Origin of the sequence: Phytohabitans maris, assembly GCF_031085175.1 — a bacterium.
Classification (GTDB): Bacteria; Actinomycetota; Actinomycetes; order Mycobacteriales; family Micromonosporaceae; genus Phytohabitans; species Phytohabitans maris.
On the sequence record NZ_JAVHUY010000006.1, the window covers coordinates 220,596 to 235,625 of the forward strand.

Below are 15,030 nucleotides of genomic sequence, written 5' to 3' on the forward strand. Positions count from 1 at the left end.
GCCGGGGTGCCCGGTGCGCCCGTACGTGATCTTCGGCGAGCGCAGCAGCCCACGGGAAGGCGGACGTCGCGCCGAACCGTTGCGATTCTGGCCCAGCCTGACAACTGGGCACCCCGCCGGAGACCCTGGCGGCGCACCGACAACCTACCGTCCAGCGGTCCTTCGCACAGCCCCTCGAAGAGCATCAAATCCCTTGCGGAACAATTGGACACTGTGCCTGTACCTGAACCGCCGACCAAGGCCGTCCGACCGTCCGTCCTCGATCCGGCTATCGCGGCCCGACTGCGCCGCAACGAGGCCGGTCTCGTCGCCGCGATCGTGCGCGAGCACGGCACCGGCGACGTGCTCATGATGGCCTGGATGGACGACGAGGCCCTGCACCGTACGCTCACCACCGGCCGGGCCACCTACTGGTCGCGCAGCCGCCAGGAGTACTGGGTGAAGGGCGAGACGTCGGGCCACCACCAGTACGTGAAGGGGGTCGCCCTCGACTGCGACGGCGACACCGTGCTGGTCACCGTCGAGCAGGTCGGCGCCGCCTGCCACACGGGAAACCACACGTGCTTCTTCGACGAACTGCCCGCCAAGACGGGCGTCCGGGGAGACCAGAGCCGCGAAGGTCACGGTCGCGAGGACCAGAGCCGCGCGGACCAGGGAGGAACAGCATGACGAGCGGAGCGGTCAGCCCCGACCTTGCCACGTTTCGCGGTCTCGCCGCCACCCGCCGTGTCGTGCCGGTCACCCGGCGGCTGCTGGCCGACGCAGAGACGCCCATCGGGGTCTACCGCAAGCTGGCCGGCGGGCCCGGCACCTTCCTGCTGGAGTCGGCCGAGCAGGGGGCCGGCTCGGCGGGTACGGCGTGGTCGCGCTACTCGTTCGTCGGGGTCCGCAGCGCCGCCACCCTCGTCGAGCGGGACGGCCGGGCCGCCTGGCTCGGCACGCCGCCGGCCGGCGTGCCGACCGAGGGCGAGGTGGTCGACGTCCTGAAGCGGACGGTCGCCGCCCTCACCAACAACGAGACGCCCGCCGGCCTCCCACCGCTCACCGGGGGCATGGTCGGCTACCTCGGGTACGACCTGGTGCGCCGCTTCGAGCGTCTCCCCACCCTCGCCGAGGACGACCTCGAACTGCCCGAGCTCGGCATGATGCTCGCCACCGACCTCGTGGTGCTCGACCACTACGAGGGTGCCGCGATCCTCGTCGCCAATGCGATCGTCGAAGAGCGCGACCACGACGCCGCGTACCACCACGCGGTCGGCCGGCTCGACGCGATGACCACCGCGCTCTCCCGCCCCATCCCGCCGATGATCTCCACAGTGGACAGCCCACCGCTCGGCGAGGTGGCGAGCCGCACCGAGCCGGGGGCGTACCCCAAGGCGGTCGAGGTGGCCAAGGAGGCGATCCGCGCCGGCGAGTGCTTCCAGATCGTGGTGGCACAGCGCTTCGAACGGGCGACCACCGCCGACCCGCTCGACGTCTACCGGGTGTTGCGCACGACCAACCCCAGCCCGTACATGTACCTGCTCCGCTTCGACGGCTTCGACATCGTCGGCTCCTCGCCGGAGGCCCACCTCAAGGTGACCGGGCGGACGGCGCTGCTCCATCCCATCGCCGGCACCCGGCGGCGCGGCGCCACCCCGGAGGAGGACGGTGGCCTCGCCGCCGAGCTGATCGCCGACCCCAAGGAGCGGGCCGAGCACGTGATGCTCGTCGACCTCGGCCGCAACGACCTGGGCCGGGTGTGCCGGCCGGGCACGGTGGAGGTGCCGGAGTTCGCGACCATCGAGCGGTACAGCCACGTGATGCACATCGTCTCCACTGTGGTCGGTGAGCTGCGCGCGGACCAGACCGCGTTCGACGCGCTCGCCGCGACGTTCCCGGCCGGCACGCTCTCCGGCGCGCCGAAGGTGCGGGCCATGGAGATCATCGAGGAGCTGGAGCCGACCCGCCGCGGCCTGTACGGGGGGACGGTCGGCTACTTCGGCTTCGGCGGCGACATGGACATGGCGATCGCGATCCGCACCGCCCTCATCCGCGGCGGCCGGGCCTACGTGCAGGCCGGCGCCGGCATCGTCGCCGACTCCGACCCGGCCGCGGAGGAGCGGGAGACGCAGAGCAAGGCGGCCGCCGTCCTGGCCGCCATCGCCGCGGCGGAAACCCTGAAACCCGCCCGATGAACGAACGACGCCAGATCGCCTGCACCGTCCTCCTCTGCCTCGCCGGCGCGGGACTGGCGCTCTTCGCGGCGACCCGCACCTGGACCGTCGACGTGGTCACCCGGCCGGAGCCGCTGCCCTCGCTGCGCACCCCGCGCACCGGGGGCGACCTTCTGCCGTGGCTTCCGCCCCTCGCGGTGGTCGGTCTTGCCGGGTCGGGCGCGATCGTGGCCACCCGCCGCTGGGCGCGACGGTGGATCGGCGTACTCCTCCTGCTTGTGGGTCTTGGGGTGGTCGCTGGTGGCGCCTACGGTCTGCGCGAGACCACGGCGTGGGCCCTGGCCTGCGTGGCCGGTGGGCTGGCGCTGGCCGCGGGCGGTGCTCTCACCGCCCTGCGCGGGCCGTCCTGGCCCGGGCTGGGGACCCGCTACGAGCGGGCGGCGCGGCGGCGGGGCGACCGGCCCACGGACGCCTGGGACGCCCTCGACCGCGGGGAGGACCCGACCCTGAGCTGACTCACCAGCCGGCGCACCTCGTCCTGGTGGAGGGCGCGGGCGCGGTCGGCGCAGATGGCCTCCCACGCGTTGCGGCGGGCGGTGCGCACCCGGGCGTCCCCGACGACCACTCGCTCCACCGTGTCGATCATGCCGACGGCCATGGAAAGGACAGAACGGGGAATCTCGACGAGGCCGTTGGGCTGCGTGTCGCTCATGGCTGCGCTCCGGGTTCAAGGTGACGGGCACCGTCGAACAGTCTGCCTGAAGACGATCGTGCGGGAGGTCTGTTTCGGGTCTATGACCCGCCGGTCAAGTGTCCAGCAACCAACCCGGCAGACGGCCATCGCGTGGCCGGAACGTGACGCGCCGAACAACCAGCCCGGCGCTGCCGGCCGCGCTCGCTTCGCTCGGCGCGGGCGCGACGCGACCGGATCTTGCCGACCAAGCTCGGGCATTATGCCCGAGTCCAACCGGCGGGGCGTGCCATACCCCGGACTCGGACACCTCCGTGGGGCCGCCTAGCATCGGGCGAATGACACCCGGAAAGGGGAGTCCGTTGGTGACTGCTGAGCATGCGTACGCGGAAGACGAGGGCGGCAAGCCGGCCGCCGGGGGACCCGCGAGTGTGCTCGACGAGATCCTCGCCGGTGTGCGGGAGGACGTCGAGCTGCGACAACAGCGGGTCTCGCTGGAGCGGGTCAAGGAGCTCGCGGCCGCCGCGCCGCCACCGCACGACGCCTACGCGGCCCTGCGCCGCCCCGGTGTCGGCGTGATCGCCGAGGTCAAGCGCTCGTCCCCGTCCAAGGGGCAGCTGGCCGAGATCCCGGACCCGGCCGACCTGGCCACGGAGTACGCGGCGGGCGGTGCCCGGTGCATCAGCGTGCTCACCGAGGGGCGGTGGTTCGGCGGCTCACTCGACGACCTCGTCTCGGTGCGGGCCGCGGTCGGGGTGCCGGTGCTGCGCAAGGACTTCGTCGTCTCCAGCTACCAGGTGCACGAGGCCCGCGCGCACGGCGCCGACCTGGTGCTGCTGATCGTGGCGGCCCTGGAGCAGAAGGTGCTGACCGGCCTGCTGGAGCGGATCGAGTCGCTCGGCATGACCGCGCTCGTCGAGGTGCACACCGAGGAGGAGGCCGACCGCGCGCTCGAGGCCGGCGCCAAGGTCGTCGGCGTCAACGCGCGCAACCTGCGCACCCTCGAGGTCGACCGCTCGGTCTTCGAGCGGATCGCGCCCGGCCTGCCCAACAGCGTCGTCAAGATCGCCGAGTCCGGGGTGCGGGGCCCGCACGACCTGATCCGGTACGCGTCGGCCGGCGCCGACGCCGTCCTGGTCGGCGAAGGGCTGGTCACCAAGAAGAGCCCCCGCGACGCGGTGGCCGAGCTGGTCAACGCCGGCAACCACCCGGCGACCCCGAGGCCGGTTCGATGAACGCGTCGGCCGCGGGGCTGCTGCCGGACGTCAGCGGGCACTTCGGGCGGTACGGCGGGCGCTTCGTCCCCGAGGCGCTCATCGCGGCGCTCGACCAGCTCGACGCGGCGTACCGGCACGCGATGGCCGACGAGGCGTTCCAGGCGGAGTTCGGGCGGCTGCTGCGCGACTACGCGGGCGTACCGTCGCTGCTCTACCGCGCCGACCGGTTCTCCGCGGCCGCCGGCGCCCGGATCTTCCTCAAGCGCGAGGACCTCAACCACACCGGCGCGCACAAGGTCCGCAACGTGCTCGGCCAGGCGCTGCTCACCAAGCGGATGGGCAAGCGGCGGGTGATCGCCGAGACCGGCGCGGGGCAGCACGGGGTGGCCACCGCCACCGCCGCCGCCCTGATGGACCTGGAGTGCGTCGTCTACATGGGTGAGGTCGACACCGAGCGCCAGGCGCTCAACGTCGCCCGCATGAAGATGCTCGGCGCCACCGTGATCCCGGTGAAGACCGGCTCGCGCACGCTCAAGGACGCGATCAACGAAGCGCTCCGCGACTGGGTGTCCAGTGTGGACGAAACGCACTACCTGCTCGGCACGGCGGCCGGACCGCACCCGTTCCCGGGCATGGTGCGCGACTTCGTGCGCGGCATCGGCGTGGAGGCCCGCCAGCAGATCCTCGACCAGACCGGCGCGCTGCCCGACGCGGTCGCGGCCTGCGTGGGCGGCGGGTCCAACGCGATCGGCATCTTCCACGCGTTCGTGGGCGACGAGGGCGTCCGGCTGTACGGGTTCGAGGGCGGCGGCGAGGGCGTGACCACCGACCGGCACTCGGCCCGGTTCAGCGGCGGCTCGCCGGGCGTGCTGCACGGCGCCCGGACGTACGTGCTGCAGGACGAGGACGGGCAGACCATCGAGTCGTACTCGATCTCCGCCGGGCTCGACTACCCCAGCGTCGGGCCGGAGCACGCGTGGCTGCACGACACCGGCCGGGCGCGGTACCTGCCGGTGACCGACGCCGAGGCGATGGACGCCTTCCAGCTGCTCTGCCGCACCGAGGGGATCATCCCGGCGATCGAGAGCGCGCACGGGCTCGGCGGCGCGCTCGCCATCGCGCCCACGCTCGCTGCGGAGCTCGGCCGCGAGCCGACCATCATCGTCAACCTGTCGGGTCGGGGGGACAAAGACGTGGAGACCGCCGGTTCCTACTTCGGGATCCTCGCCTCGTGAGCGCGCGCGGCGCTCTCGGCGCGTCACGCCCGCGCGGCGAAGCGAGGACGGGCGTGAGCGAGCGCGGCGCTCTCGGCGCATCGCGCCCGCGCGCGGTGAAGCGAGGACGGGCGTGAGCGAGCGCAGCGAGCGAATCATCAAGCAGAGGGCGCTTGGAGCCTCGCGCCCGCCCGCGGCGAAGCGAGGACGGGCGTGAGCGTCACCGAGGTCTTCGAAAAGGCGCGCGCCGAGGGGCGGGCGGTGGCGATCGGGTGCATGCCGGCCGGCTTCCCGACCGTGGAGGGCAGCATCGCCGCGATGGTCGCGATGGCCGAGGCGGGCATCGACGTGATCGAGGTCGAGCTGCCCTACTCCGACCCGGTCATGGACGGCCCCGTGATCCAGAAGGCCAGCGACATCGCGCTCGCCGGCGGCGTACGCACCCGGGACACGCTGCGCGCCATCGAGGCGGTCGCCCGCACCGGCGTACCGGTGGTGCTGATGACGTACTGGAACCCGATCGAGCGGTACGGCGTCGACGCCTTCGCCCGTGACCTCGCCGCCGCCGGGGGCGCCGGGCTCATCACGCCCGACCTCATCCCGGACGAGGCGGAGGAGTGGCTGGCGGCGTCGGACGCGCACCAGCTCGACCGCACGTTTCTCGTCTCGCCCTCGTCGACCGACCAGCGGCTCGCGATGACCGTGGCCAACTGCCGCGGCTTCGTCTACGCGACCGCCGTCATGGGCGTCACGGGCGCCCGCGAGCAGACGTCGGCCGCGGCGCCCGCGCTGGTCGCCCGCGTCCGGGCGGTCACCGACCTGCCGGTCGGCGTGGGCTTGGGGGTACGCGACGGCGCGCAGGCCGCCGAGGTCGGCTCGTTCGCCGACGGGGTGATCGTGGGCAGCGCCCTGGTCCGCTGCGTGCTGGAGGCGCCCGACGAGGCCGCCGGGCTGGCGTCGCTGCGCGCGCTCAGCGCCGACCTGGCCCGCGGCGTGCGGGCGGTCACACGCTGAGCAGCGCCACGTCGTACTTGTGGATGTGCTCGTCGCGGGTCACGAGCGTCATGCCTTCGCACTGGGCCTGCGCCACTAGCATCCGGTCGAAGGGATCGCGATGGATCTCCGGCAGCCGCCCGGCGGCGATGGCGTGGTCCATGGTGATCGGTAGCGGCCGGAAGCCGGCATCCCGCACGCGCTCAGGCAGATCGGTGGGCCCCAGCTTGCCGAGCGCCTGCTTGATGGAGACCTCCCAGAGCGTCGCCGTGCTCACGTAGGCATCGGGCTCCGCGTCGAGGACGTGCTTGACGTCGTCGGCAAGGGTGGGATCGTCGGCCAGCCACCAGAGGACGACGTGGGTGTCGAGGAGCACCCTCATAGTGAGGTCTCGAACTCGTCTGCGAGGATCTTGTTGGTCGCGTCGGAGTCCCAATCCTCGGTCATCACCAACCGCCCGCGCAGCGACCCGCGACCGACGCGGTGGACCCCGCGCGTCAGCGGAACTACCTTCGCCACCGGCCGGCCGGCCCGGCTGATGATTACCTCTTCGCCACGCTCGACCCGCTCGATGATCCGGGAGAGGTTGGTCTTGGCGTCATGGATGTTGAACTGCGGCGCGGGCTCGCGCGACATCTGAACCTCCTTAGCTAAGGAGGTTAGTCTACCCCCGCTCGAGGGGTAAAAGTAAGGCGCCCCGTTCAGCTGGCGGCCACCGCGAGCGGCTCGGGCTCGGCCGCGTCCGGGATCTCCGGCTCGCTGTCGCGCTCGACGTGGCGCAGCACGCCGGAGCGGCCGGCCACGGCGTCCGCGATCGCCGCGCGGGCGACCGGCGTCATCGGGCCGGGCAGCGCCTCGGGGTCGTGCCACGACAGCCAGCAGATCCGGCCGGGCGAGTTGACGCTCGCCTCGCCGCCGTCGATCTGCCCGCGGAAGACGTACTTGAGCACGTCGGGCATGTCCTCACCGCAGGCGTCGCCGGTCAGCTGGTAGATGCCGACGACGTCGACCATGTGGGTCTCCAGGCCGGTCTCCTCGCGGATGTCGCGGATCGCCGCGTGGACCGGGCTCTCGGCCTGGCGGATGCGACCGCCGGGCAGGCACCAGAGCCGGTGCCCCTGACTTTGCTGGCAGAGCAGCACGCGGCCAGCGGCGTCGGTGATGACGGCGGCGACCGCGGAGGTCAAAGAGCTCATGTCAAAAGAGCGTACGACCGCCCAACGGAGAAGTCAGCCGTCGTTCACCTCAGAACCTGGTCGATTTGGGCGTGACCGGGCTAACGCGAGCGCAGCCCACGACGGTAGCGTGTGCACCCGTGACAATCGCCGCAATCCCGAGCCCCAGCTCAGCCGTCTGGGACCTCGGTCCGATCCCGATCCGGGCATACGCGCTCTGCATCGTCCTCGGCATCGCGGTCGCCTGCCTGGTGACCGAGTTCCGGCTGCGTCGCCGGGGCGCGCCGCCGTGGGCGGTCCTCGACATCGCGGTGTGGGCGGTGCCGTTCGGCATCGTCGGCGCGCGGCTCTACCACGTGATCACCTCGCCGCAGGACTACTTCGGCGAGGGTGGCAGCCCGGCCGACGCGTTCAAGATCTGGGAGGGCGGTCTCGGCGTCTGGGGCGCGGTGGCCGGCGGTGTGCTCGGCGGCTGGATCGCCTGCCGCCAGCTCGGCCTCCCGCTGACCGTCGTCGCCGACGCGGTGGCGCCGGGCCTGCCGCTCGCGCAGGCGGTGGGGCGGGTCGGCAACTGGTTCAACAACGAGCTGTACGGCGGTGTCACCACCCTGCCCTGGGGCCTGAAGATCCACCAGATGGATCCGGAAAACCCGGGCCACGCCCTCACCGACCAAAACGGCGACCCCATCGTCGAGCCCGACCTCTACCACCCCACGTTCCTCTACGAGGCGCTCTGGAACATCGGGGTCGCGGCGCTGGTGCTGCTCGTCGACCGCCGGTTCAAGCTGGGCAAGGGGCGGGCGTTCGCGCTGTACGTGATGGGTTACACCGCTGGGCGGTTCTGGATCGAGCTGATGCGCACCGACGAGGCCAACACCATCCTCGGCGCGCGGGTCAACGTCTGGGTCTCGGTGATCGTCTTCCTCGGCGGCCTGCTCTACTTCGTGCGGACCCGGGGACCGCAGGAGTTCCTCGTGCCCAGGGACGCGCCCGCGCTGGCGCCGGTGGGTGCCGGTGGCGGCGACGTCTCCCAGCGGGACGTATCGGGCAGCGCGGCCGAGCGGGCGGCGGCCAAGCCGAGCGGCTACCGCGTGGTCACCGAGGAGCAGTACCTGCGGTACAAGGAGACCGGCGAGCTCCCCTCGGACGGCGAGCCGGCGGAGGACCCGGCGGGTGACGACCTGCTCGACGACTTCGCCGACGACGAGCCGGCCGAGCGGACCGGCGACGTGGCGATCACCGAGGACGCCGGGGAAGACGACGACACGGGCACGGCAAAGGCGGACGGGACGTCCGATCCGAGCGCCTCGGCCGGCGGTGACAATGGCCCGGCCGGCGACGCCGAATCCGACCCGCCGGACCGCGCGGTCCGATCCACCGAAGACCGCTGAGCGCACGAGATCGAGGGGGCGCCACCCATGCGTACGGCTGTGGTCGTCGGGGCGGGCATCGGCGGCCTGGCCGTGGCGGGCGCACTGGCCCGGTCCGGCTGGCAGGTGACGGTGCTGGAGCGCGACGACCGGGTCCGGGCCGAGCACACCGCGCTGATCCTCTGGCCCAACGCGGTGCGCGCCCTCGACGCCCTCGGTCTCGCGGCCGGGCTCGACGCGATCGCGACGCCGCTGCCGGAGAGCGGGATCCGGCGGCCGGACGGGCAGTGGCTGGTGCAGCCGCGCGGGGTGAGCGGGCGCGGCCCGGTGATCGTGCACCGTGAAGACCTGCACGACGCGCTCGTGGCCGGGCTCGGCGACCGGGTCGAGCTGCGCACCGGCGTGTCCGTGCGTACCGCCCGCGCGGACGAGCGGGAGCGGCCGGCGGTGAGCGACGGGCGCACCACGTACGAGGGTGACATCGTCGTGGCCGCCGACGGCATCGACAGCGCGGTGCGCCGGCTGCTCGCACCGGAGTCCACTGTGGTCAGTTCGGGGTGCGCGGCGTGGCGAGCGGTCATCCCCTGGTACCGCGTGCCCCCGCTCAACGAGGGCCGCCCGGTGGTGGGGGAGACGCTCGGCGCGGGCTACCGCTTCGTCGCCGCCCAGCTCGGCCAGCGCGGCTCGTCCGGTGGCTCCACGCGGGGCGGCATCTACTGGGTCGCCACCGCCGCCGGCGCGCCCCGCCCCGAGCCGCCGGCCACCCAGCTCGCGCTGCTGCGGCGGTGGTTCGCCGCGTGGCACGCGCCGATCGGCGACCTGCTCGCCGCCACCGAGCCCGACGACCTGGTGCAGCAGGAGGTGCGCGAGCTGCGGCCGCTGCCCCGCGAGTACGGCTTCCCGGCCGGCCCGGGCGGCTTCGCCCTGCTCGGCGACGCCGCCCACGCCATGCCGCACCACCTCGGCCAGGGCGCCTGCCTCGCGCTGGAGGACGCGGCGACGCTCCGCTCGGTGCTGCGCGACGCGGTGCCGGGCCGGCAGACCCAGGAGGCGATCGCCGCGTACTCCCGGCTCCGCCGCCCCCGCGCCGCCACCGTCGTACGCCAGACCCGGCGGATGTCGGCCGTCCTCCAGGCGCGCGGCCGCCTCGCGTTGCGTGCCCGGGATGCCGCGCTCGGTACTATCAGCCCCCGCCTGATGGGGAGCGCCGCGACCGCCGCCGCGGCCTGGAAACCGCCCGCCTGACCGGCGCCGCCGCAGGGTGATCAAGGCTCCTTCGAAGTCGTCCTAACGACGTGGGGGGAGCTTCGATCACGGGGTCGCCAAACACTGCCCGCCGAATCTGGCCGAAGGGGGCAGTCACGTGGCCGGGCGGACAACCCCGGCCGCACACGCCGGGGGCCGAATTCGGACCGAAAGGATGCTGACCGTCGCTGCGCGCGAGGGGGACACTACGCGCAATGACGGATGGCCTACGCGCACGCCCGGGGCAGGTGCGCCTGCTGGGGCCGGTGGAGCTGGCCGGTCCGGGCGGGCCGGTGCCGCTCGCCACCGGCGCGCGCCGGCTGCTGGCCGTCCTCGGCCTGCGCGGCGGCGAGATCGTCGGGTGGGGCCAGCTGAGCGCGGCGGGCCTCGACCCGGTGGCGCTCGACCGCGACGCGGCGGCCCTCGCCGGGGCGCTGGCCCGGGGCGGCCTGCGCGGCGCGCTGCAGACCCGCGCCTCCGGCATGCGCCTCGCCGGGCGCTACATCGACGCCCTGCGCTACCACGACGAGCTGCGCCGGGCCCGTTCCCGCCGCGGCGCCGGCGACCTGCCCGCCGCGATCGCCCTCTACGACCGGGCGCTGGCCCGCTGGCGCACCGACACGCCACTCGACGGCATCGCGCTCGCCGGCTGGGCCGAGGCGGAGACCAAGCGGCTCTACGACAGCCGCACCCGGGCCCGCGAGGAGCGGTGGGACTGCGTGCTGCGCCAGGCCGCGGACGCCGTCCGGGCCAGCGGCGCGCCGGTCGCCGACCGGGCCGCGGTGCTCGCCGGCATCGAGGCCGCCGAGGTGGCCGAGACGGCGGCCACCGAGCTCGAGGCGGGCGTGGTCAAGCACCCGCTGCGCGAGCGCCGCTGGGAGCTGCTGCTGACCGCGACGCTGCTGAGCCGCGGTCGGGCGGCGGCCCGCTCGGTGTACGAGCGCGCCGCCCGCACCTTCGCCGACCAGCTCGGCGTCGAGCCGGGGGAGCGGCTGCGCGCCCTCGCCGCGGCGGCCGAGCGGGGCGACATCGCCGAGCTGCCCGCCCCACCCCGCCCCGAGCCCCGGGCGCCCCGGCGGGTGGCGGCGCCCCCGGTGCCGCTGACCAGCCTGCTCGGCCGCGACGCGCTGCTCGACGACATCGCCGCCCGGCTCGCCGCGCACCGGCTGGTCACGCTGGTCGGGCCCGGCGGCGCCGGCAAGACCCGGCTGGCGATCGCCGCGGCGAGCCACCCAGGTCTCTCCGCGGGGGGCGGGCGGGGCGACGGCCACGAGGCGGTCACCGGCGAGCGGGTGCCCTGGTTCGTCGACCTGAGCGTCATCGACCGGCCGGAGCGGGTGGCGGCCGCCGTCGCGGAGACGCTCAGCCTGCGCGAGGACCCCGGCCTTGACCCGGTCGACGCGATCGCCGAGGAGATCGGGGCGCACGACGTACTGCTCGTGCTGGACAACTGCGAGCACCTCGTCGCCGGCTGCGGCGAGCTGGCCCGCGAGCTGCTGGCGCGCTGCCCGGGGCTGCGGATCCTGGCCACGAGCCGGGCGCCGCTGCGGGCCCAGGACGAGTCCGTCGTACCCGTACCGCCGCTGCCCCTCCCCGCGCCCGCCGCCGGTCACACGCTGGCCGAGCTGGCCACACACGCCGCGACCCGGCTCTTCCTGGAGCGGGCACAGGCCCGCTCCGGCCGCCCGGTGCCGGAGGGCAGCGCCGACGCGGTTGCCCAGCTCTGCGCCGAGCTCGACGGGTTGCCGCTGGCGATCGAGCTGGCCGCCGCGCGCACGCCGCTGCTCAGCGTGCCCGAGATCGTCGCCCGCATCCGCACCGACCAGCGGCTGCTGCACAGCCCCGACCCCACCACGCCGGCCCGCCACCGCACCGTGGCCGCCGCCGTCGAGTCCAGCCTGGCCCAGCTCGCGCCGGACGTGCAGCGGTTCTTCGAGCGGCTGGCGGTCTTCGCCGGCAGCTTCGACGCGGCCGCCGCCGACGCGCTGCGGGCCGGCACCAGCTCCGACCCGGCGGCGCTCGCCCAGCTCGTCGACGCCTCGCTGATCGAGGAAGACCGGGGCCGCTACCGCCTGCTGATGCCCATCCGCCGGCACGCCCTGGCCCGCCTGCACGCCGAGGTGCCCGCCGCCCGCACCGCACACGCCGCCCACTACCTGCGGCTGGCCGAGTCGGCCGACGCCGACCTGCGCGGCCACGCCCAGGAGGTCGGGCTGGCCCGGCTCCGCGCCGACGCGGCCAACCTGCGCGCCGCCATGGCCTGGCTGGCCGAGGCCCGGCCGACCGCCGTGCCCTACGGTGACCTGCGGCTGGCGACCGCGCTGGCCATGTTCTGCCGGATCGAGGGGCACTACCGCGAGGCCCACGACTGGCTCGCCGCCGCGCTCGCCCGCCACCCCCGCGCCCCCTCCCTGCTGCGCGGCGCGGCAGCGGCCGACGCCGCCATGCTCGCGATGCTGCTCTGCGACTACTCCGCCGCCGCCCAGTACGCCGGTGCCGCCCACGCCGCCTACCGCGCCGTCGGCGACCGCCGGGCCGAGGCCCGGGTGGAGATGATCCTCGGCTCGGTCGCCCGCGAGCGCGCCCAGTACGAGGCGTCCGCCGCCCACCTCGACAAGGCCGCCGCCATCTACGTCGAGTGCGGCGACGAGCTGGGCGAGGCCCGGGCGGTCCAGCTGCGCGGCTTCACCGCCTGGCTCGCCGGCGACTTCGACCGCGCCGAGCTGCGGCTGCGCGCCTGCCGCCGCTGGTTCGAGCGGCTGGGCGACGCCGAGGCCGCCGCCTCCGCCCTGATGAACCTCGGCGCCGTCGCCCTCTACCGCGGCGACACCGACCGCGCCACCAGCCTGCTCGACGCCGCCCTCGAGCGGTACGCGACGCTCGGCTTCCCCGAGGGCGTCGGCTGGGCGCACAACCTGCGCGGCCTGGTCGAACTCCGCACCGGCCGGGCCGATCGGGCGGAGGAGCACCTGGCGCTGAGCCTGGCCACCCACCGCAAGGTCGGCGACCGCTGGCGCACGGCGAGCGTGCTGGAGGCGCTCGCCGAGGTCCACCGCCGCGACGACCCGGCCCGCGCCGCCGAGCTCCTGGCCGACGCGAGCCGCATCCGCGAGGAGATCGGCGCGCCCGTCCCCGCCTGCGAGCGCCCGGACACCGAAGCCACCGCCGCCGCCCTCCGCGCCGCCCTCGGCGACGCCACACCCCTGCCCGCGCAGGCCCTGCTCCCCCCGATCTGACCCGACCGCCGCCCACTCCGCGCGCCCTGGCGAGCTCCTGGAAGATCCAGTTCAAGACAGAGAGGCGGGCTACCGCGACGCCCGCGGTGGTCCGGACCGTTGCGCGGGGTCCCCGGGGAAACGTGGAGCGCAGCGGAGCGTTTCTTTGGGGTGCGTTCCCGCGGCCGCACCCTCCGCGCTTCACAACCGAACCCGCCCACACCGCCCCGCACCCGCAGGTCGGGCCACGACCACCGGACGATTGCGGCGCACCGCGCTGGCCGCCGCTGATCGCCTACCCGATGGCGGCCGCTCCGCCGGCTTTGTCGCGCCGATTCCGGTCGAACGATCACCGCGCCCCCGCGATCCAGCCGCCCTTCCCAAGATCGGCGCTGTGAGATCAGCCCACGGCGCAGATCGTGGTATCCAACTGCCCCTGGAGGGGCAGCCAAGTACCACGATCTGCGCAGAGCCAGCCCGATCAAGGGCTGGTGCCGTCGCGGCTCAACCCAAACCGGTCCCGCGGACCCGATCGCCACCCTCCGCAGCGGTGCCCGCGGGAAAGCACCCCAATGCGGTCCGCAGCCGGCACGGACCGGGGCATCAACCTGGTTTCTGTCGCTTCCGCGCGCTCCCCGGAGAGCTTGCGGAGCCGGGGTGATGGTCACAGACGGGGGCGATTTGTCCTGGTCCGCACCGGCTGGGGAGGCGCACGCACAGACGGGGCAGCTCGAGAGCTTCCCGCACGCACACATCCGCCCGGCCGGGGAGGGGCGCGGAGGGTGAGGCGCGGGAGCGGCGGCCGGGACCACGGCGGACAGCGCGGTAGCCCACGGCCGAAGCCACCCTTGTTCCGAGACCTCGCTAGGCGGTGGGGAACAGGGACGGGGTGGCGATGCAGGCGGTCCCGACGCGCTTGAAGCCGACCCGGGCGTAGACGCGGGCGATGTCGTCGCTGCCCGCGGAGAGGAAGACCAGGTCGACGCCGGTGTCCAGGGCGTGCCGGGCGAGGGCGGCGGTGACCGCCGCGCCCAGGCCGCGGCGCCGGGCGGTGGGCAGGACGGCCACGCCGGCGATCTCGGCGACGTCGTCGACCCGCTGGAGGATGCCGCTGGCCAGGACGCCCGCCAGCTCCGGGTCGGCGGCCGGTGGTGACAAATATCCCAGTACCGACGCGCGGCGGCCGGCCTCCATCATGCGCCGCTCGTCGGCGAGCTCGGCCGCGGTCACCGGCAGTACCGCGGCGTCCCGGTCCTCGGGACCGGCCGGTCCGGTCGACGTGCCGGGCGAGCCGAAGCCGACCGCGCCCACCGCACGGCGCACGGCGACGTCGGTGGCGAACGACGGGGTCGCCGGGTCCAGGAAGCGGACGTCCGCGCCCGGGGGCGTGACCAGGGCCGACGGGTCCAGCACCAGCAGCGGCGCCTCGAGGACCGCCAAGCCCGCGGAACGGGCCACGGCCAGTAGGTCCGGGGTAACCTCGTGTACCCACTCGAACGCCTCCGGTGCACCGATAGCGCGCTGCCTCGCCCGAACCGAGGTAATGTCGGCGGCGGAAGGCGGTTCGTGGGCGCCCAGGCGGGGGCGCGCGTAGAACGGCCAACCCGGTCCGTCACGGACGAAGAGCACGAGTCCCCCGAAGTCCTCGGTGTGCGCACCGTCCCTGGGTACGGCGTCGTAGAAGCGTTCCAGCCGTTCGAACAGTTCAGTCACGTGTGATCAATCTCCGCTGGTGGAGTTCAGGAACCCCTAAC

At 74.3% G+C, this 15,030-nt stretch carries 14 protein-coding genes; 9 read left to right on the forward strand and 5 right to left on the reverse strand.

Translation table 11 applies throughout. The features are described 5' to 3' along the window. Positions 1–204: 204 nt before the first annotated feature. Genes hisI through RB614_RS08560 form a run of 3 tightly spaced genes read left to right on the forward strand, consistent with a single transcriptional unit; the run spans position 205 to position 2,671 of the window. Positions 205–669, forward strand: a complete 465-nt coding sequence (gene hisI / locus RB614_RS08550) for a phosphoribosyl-AMP cyclohydrolase (RefSeq protein ID WP_428982956.1) — start codon at positions 205–207, stop codon at positions 667–669. Then, positions 666–2,177 carry an anthranilate synthase component I gene (locus tag RB614_RS08555; protein WP_308711841.1) on the forward strand — a complete coding sequence of 504 codons (1,512 nt, stop codon included), beginning with the start codon at positions 666–668 and terminating at the stop codon, positions 2,175–2,177. Before hisI ends, RB614_RS08555 begins: the two co-directional genes overlap by 4 nt. After that, a complete protein-coding gene (locus RB614_RS08560) occupies positions 2,174–2,671 on the forward strand; it encodes a Trp biosynthesis-associated membrane protein (RefSeq protein ID WP_308711842.1) in 498 nt (165 codons plus the stop codon). The genes RB614_RS08555 and RB614_RS08560 overlap by 4 nt, the downstream gene beginning before the upstream one ends. Here RB614_RS08560 and RB614_RS08565 read toward each other — a convergent pair. Then, positions 2,584–2,868, reverse strand: a complete 285-nt coding sequence (locus RB614_RS08565; RefSeq protein ID WP_308711843.1) for a hypothetical protein — start codon at positions 2,866–2,868, stop codon at positions 2,584–2,586. The genes RB614_RS08560 and RB614_RS08565 overlap by 88 nt on opposite strands. A gap of 410 nt (positions 2,869–3,278) precedes the next feature. Between RB614_RS08565 and trpC the strand changes: the two genes are divergently transcribed. From trpC to trpA, 3 genes are all read left to right on the forward strand, one after another. Continuing rightward, positions 3,279–4,082: an indole-3-glycerol phosphate synthase TrpC gene (gene trpC, locus RB614_RS08570; protein WP_308711881.1), complete on the forward strand. Its 804-nt coding sequence runs from the start codon at positions 3,279–3,281 to the stop codon at positions 4,080–4,082. Then, positions 4,079–5,299: a tryptophan synthase subunit beta gene (gene trpB / locus RB614_RS08575; RefSeq protein ID WP_308711844.1), complete on the forward strand. Its 1,221-nt coding sequence runs from the start codon at positions 4,079–4,081 to the stop codon at positions 5,297–5,299. Before trpC ends, trpB begins: the two co-directional genes overlap by 4 nt. 192 nt (positions 5,300–5,491) lie before the next feature. Next, positions 5,492–6,292 carry a tryptophan synthase subunit alpha gene (gene trpA / locus RB614_RS08580; protein WP_308711845.1) on the forward strand — a complete coding sequence of 267 codons (801 nt, stop codon included), beginning with the start codon at positions 5,492–5,494 and terminating at the stop codon, positions 6,290–6,292. Here the strand turns inward: trpA and RB614_RS08585 are convergent. The 3 genes from RB614_RS08585 to RB614_RS08595 all read right to left on the reverse strand — a co-directional run bounded on the left by RB614_RS08585 (position 6,282) and on the right by RB614_RS08595 (position 7,467). Next, a complete protein-coding gene (locus tag RB614_RS08585) occupies positions 6,282–6,653 on the reverse strand; it encodes a type II toxin-antitoxin system VapC family toxin (protein ID WP_308711846.1) in 372 nt (123 codons plus the stop codon). The two genes, trpA and RB614_RS08585, sit on opposite strands and share 11 nt — an antisense overlap. After that, positions 6,650–6,907, reverse strand: coding sequence for a type II toxin-antitoxin system Phd/YefM family antitoxin (locus tag RB614_RS08590; RefSeq protein ID WP_308711847.1), 258 nt, complete (start codon positions 6,905–6,907; stop codon positions 6,650–6,652). The genes RB614_RS08585 and RB614_RS08590 overlap by 4 nt, the downstream gene beginning before the upstream one ends. Positions 6,908–6,972: 65 nt before the next feature. Then, the gene (locus RB614_RS08595) at positions 6,973–7,467 is read right to left on the reverse strand and encodes an NUDIX hydrolase (protein WP_308711848.1); all 495 of its coding nucleotides are present in this window, start codon (positions 7,465–7,467) and stop codon (positions 6,973–6,975) included. A gap of 119 nt (positions 7,468–7,586) precedes the next feature. On the opposite strand from RB614_RS08595, the gene lgt reads away from it, so the two are divergent. The 3 genes from lgt to RB614_RS08610 all read left to right on the forward strand — a co-directional run bounded on the left by lgt (position 7,587) and on the right by RB614_RS08610 (position 13,297). Further along, the gene (gene lgt / locus RB614_RS08600; protein ID WP_308711849.1) at positions 7,587–8,837 is read left to right on the forward strand and encodes a prolipoprotein diacylglyceryl transferase; all 1,251 of its coding nucleotides are present in this window, start codon (positions 7,587–7,589) and stop codon (positions 8,835–8,837) included. A 27-nt stretch (positions 8,838–8,864) separates the two neighbouring features. Beyond that, complete coding sequence (locus RB614_RS08605) at positions 8,865–10,061, forward strand: FAD-dependent oxidoreductase (RefSeq protein WP_308711850.1); 1,197 nt, start codon at positions 8,865–8,867, stop codon at positions 10,059–10,061. A gap of 215 nt (positions 10,062–10,276) precedes the next feature. Beyond that, positions 10,277–13,297: an AfsR/SARP family transcriptional regulator gene (locus RB614_RS08610; RefSeq protein ID WP_308711851.1), complete on the forward strand. Its 3,021-nt coding sequence runs from the start codon at positions 10,277–10,279 to the stop codon at positions 13,295–13,297. 843 nt (positions 13,298–14,140) lie between these two features. On the opposite strand, the gene RB614_RS08615 is transcribed toward RB614_RS08610, so the two are convergent. Continuing rightward, on the reverse strand, positions 14,141–14,989 hold the full coding sequence (locus RB614_RS08615; RefSeq protein ID WP_308711852.1) for a GNAT family N-acetyltransferase: 849 nt from the start codon (positions 14,987–14,989) through the stop codon (positions 14,141–14,143). Between the last annotated feature and the right edge of the window lie 41 nt (positions 14,990–15,030).